This window comes from Acinetobacter sp. UBA2063 (genome assembly GCF_002333245.1).
In the GTDB taxonomy this organism is placed as follows: Bacteria; Pseudomonadota; Gammaproteobacteria; order Pseudomonadales; family Moraxellaceae; genus Acinetobacter; species Acinetobacter parvus.
In genome coordinates this window covers 1-3,216 of sequence record NZ_DDAH01000186.1, presented here as the reverse complement: position 1 = coordinate 3,216, position 3,216 = coordinate 1, and the positions used below count along the sequence as shown (strand labels likewise).

The 3,216-nt window shown below is 36.8% G+C and carries 3 protein-coding genes; 1 reads left to right on the top strand and 2 read right to left on the bottom strand.

All coding sequences use genetic code 11. From position 1 onward, the window contains the following. Positions 1 to 73: 73 nt before the first annotated feature. Complete coding sequence (locus B4H32_RS09110) at positions 74 to 850, top strand: hypothetical protein (protein WP_286802308.1); 777 nt, start codon at positions 74 to 76, stop codon at positions 848 to 850. Positions 851 to 1,172: 322 nt separating this feature from the next. On the opposite strand, the gene B4H32_RS09105 is transcribed toward B4H32_RS09110, so the two are convergent. Both B4H32_RS09105 and B4H32_RS09100 read right to left on the bottom strand, forming a co-directional pair. Then, positions 1,173 to 1,952, bottom strand: a complete 780-nt coding sequence (locus tag B4H32_RS09105) for a Rossmann-like and DUF2520 domain-containing protein (protein WP_286802307.1) — start codon at positions 1,950 to 1,952, stop codon at positions 1,173 to 1,175. A 128-nt stretch (positions 1,953 to 2,080) separates the two neighbouring features. Next, positions 2,081 to 3,133, bottom strand: coding sequence for a DUF1311 domain-containing protein (locus B4H32_RS09100; RefSeq protein ID WP_286802304.1), 1,053 nt, complete (start codon positions 3,131 to 3,133; stop codon positions 2,081 to 2,083). Positions 3,134 to 3,216 lie beyond the last annotated feature (83 nt).

Sequence of the window (3,216 nt, the reverse complement as noted above, 5' to 3'; positions counted from 1 at the left end):
AAGATAAGATATAACTCATTGAGATGTGTCATAGTATTCGTCGTTAGAAAACAATTATTGTGACATTATTTCAATGAGTTATCTATTTTTGTCGTGTACAGAGGATAATTATTTAAAAAACCTTAGGTTTACTCAAAAGGCTAAAGAGAATGAAACAAAACAAAATTATCAAAAACCTGCACAAAATGATTGTAAACAAGCAAAAAAACTATTTATTAAGAAGCAAAAAACAAAAAAATACATAGGTTTTTTTATCTTAGCTATCTTCATCATACTTATGATTTTAGGATTTCTAATAAAACCAAAGGAAGCAGAATCTAGACATTCTTATGATGAAGATATTGTGAGTGAACCTAGCCAAACATCTGACAATTCCCTAGATTCAGAGCTAATAAATTCTGAAAGTACAGAAGAATTTAATATACAACTGGCTAATAGTACTCCTGTCATTGAAACCAATCTTACAACTGCATCACAAAAAGAGCTTATTACTTATGATGAAAGATTATTAAAAATGGCTATCCAACAATTATTTTCTACTTATGAAGAAAATGGAATGATAGGTTTAGTTTCAGACATTCAAGAATGTTATGAACAGAATGAAAATATAAAATATTGTTTTTATTTAGATTATTCAACAAGAATTTTTGAATTTCATATGTCTGAATCAATGAATACTTCACCTTATGAGTTTTTTAATGATGAGACATTCCACTCAAGAATATTTACGAATTATTACTCTAAAATTCAGGTAGATGATGTTGATTTGGTTAATCAACAGTTATTATTTGATGCTGAAAAAATCAATGAACTTCTACCAGAAGCCGCAAACAAAAGATTTACTCAGTAATAAGCTCTGTTACTTATTTGAGCCAAATAACGTCTGGGTATGGGAAAAATGGTGATTTTTGTGTCATAGAACCTAATAAATAGTTAAATAACTGTATAATTTAGCTAAATTATACTTTTTTTAGTGGGCGTTATGGCAAGTTGGAAATATTTAACAGATCAAGAAAAGCGAGCGCATGAACTTTATGAGAAAAGGACTGCTTTAGACTTGTTTTTCTTATATCTGAAAATTCAGGTTTTTGTATCAGTAATAATGATTTTTCCTCGTTCCACCGTTGTACGGTGGAATGCCAAACCGGTTGACATCATACCATTTTTCACAATCAACCTACATGATGCCGTTTACATATCCCCTCGCTCATCAACGCATACACTTGCGCTAAATCTGCCCTGTTGAACGCTGCCAATAACTGCGTATGCAGATTTAAAATATTCTGATCGCCTCGCATGGCAGGCCCCGTCTGCATTTGCTGCGGATTATTATGGGTGGCTTTTTCCGCTGTTTCTAATATGAGTGGATATAACAAACTAAAATCAACCTGTTCAGCATCGACAATTTGCTGTGCCATGTCATAACAATAATTACTGAAATTACATGCAAACACTGCCGCCAGATGCAGGGTCTGACGCTGCTTGGAACTGTATTGATAAACTTGGCTACTTAGGCTATTTGCCAATTGTGTTAAAGCTTCCAAGTCTTGCTGCTCAGTTGCTTCCACAAACAATGGCGTTTCCAGCCAGTTCACTTCACGCTCAAAGCTAAAGGTTTGCAGTGGATAAAATACACCTGCCCGCGAATGTGTGTGCTCAATGACTGCTAGGCTGGTACTACCAGAGGTATGAACGATCAAATTTTGTGGTAAATATCCAGTAATTGAATAAATGACTTGGGAAATGGCCTGATCACTTACTGCAACAATTACTAGATCAACCTGTGGATCAAGCTGGCAGGGACTGTCGATTGCCTGTGCATCAAGCTGCTGCGCCAACTTTTGCGCATGGGCCAGCTTAGGGCTAAAGACCTGTACAATCTGATGTTGGTTCTGTAATGCCAACGCCAAATGGGTTGCCACACGCCCAGAACCAATCATGGTGATTTTCATAGCAGTTCTCTATCAGGAAATTTGCTCAAGCATAGCAAAATGAAATACAAGAAATAAAATCGAGCTATGGATAGCTCGATTTTATGCAGAAATCTCAATCAACCCGTTTAAAAGTTAAAAAAGACCTGTTAATTAAACACATTATTCAAGTAAACCACACGCTCAACCGTACGCTTGATGAAACATTGCGTATATTGCATATCCTGATTCTGCTGACGCATTGCATCATTCCAGTACCGTGCCTGCTTTTGATAGGTTTCCATATCTTTTTCAGCAATATCATGGACACTCTTTTGCGATAAGACTTTACAGTCCACATCCCGTTTTTCAAACCAGTCGGACTGGTCTTGCTGCAACTGTGCTTTTTGCTCAGGCGTAAATTGATCCCAGGCTTGATTTAAACGCTCAACCTGTTTGGCTTTTTCAGCATCTAACTCTTTTTTACGCACATCCATAGCTTTTTGTGCCAAGTCAGTTTGAGCAGACTCATTGGCATGATACTCTTGTTGATATGCTGCCCCTTCTTTTTCAATCCGCTGATTTTCCTTTAAATAAGCAACATACTGCACCGCCCTTGTGGCCATAAACACCACACCCTCAATCACAGAGTTCTGACTTGGGATATTAAAGACCAAACCATCTTTATCCGTTTTGGTGAGGTCATACAAGAACTCGCCTTTTAATTGGTCATCTTCAAGACTGAGCGGATATTCGTTATCAGAAAAATGATCATTCAGGGTATATGGCTTACAACTCTCTTCACACTCCCCATCACCCTGATATTTTTGTTCTTCAAAATAGGCATTTTCTGCACGTTTCTGTAAGCCTTTCGGGAAAGAAATCACCAACTGGCTTTCGCAGTTTAATTTGGTTGTTGATGCTTCCCCACTCTCAGCCTCTAAAGTACGCACATTGGTAATTTCAAACTTGAGTCCCTTGTTGATTTTATCAAGAATGTCATAGTCAGACTGGTAGTCACTTTGTCTTAAACTACGGTCAATCTGTTTTAAATATTCTTTTTTCAACGCCGCCTGAATATGGTTGAGATTTTCCTGATTGGTACAGCTCCACTCGGAAGCAGCCGTTGCGGTGTCTTCGGCTTTCTCAGTTGGCTTTAATTTATTACAACCCACCAATAACATTGTCGTTGTCAAAGTTGTAAATATAAAAAACCTGTTCATTTAGAATCACCCTCTTGTCTTGTTTTTTTCTGGCGTATTCTACTCAATTTAAAAGCATATTTTCGAGTTTTTTCTTTATTTTA

Coding starts and splice junctions, on each gene's coding strand:
- B4H32_RS09110 (WP_286802308.1), top strand. CDS start 74: ATGAGTTATCTATTTTTGTCGTGTACAGAGGATAATTATTTAAAAAAC.
- B4H32_RS09105 (WP_286802307.1), bottom strand. CDS start 1,952: ATGAAAATCACCATGATTGGTTCTGGGCGTGTGGCAACCCATTTGGCG.
- B4H32_RS09100 (WP_286802304.1), bottom strand. CDS start 3,133: ATGAACAGGTTTTTTATATTTACAACTTTGACAACGACAATGTTATTG.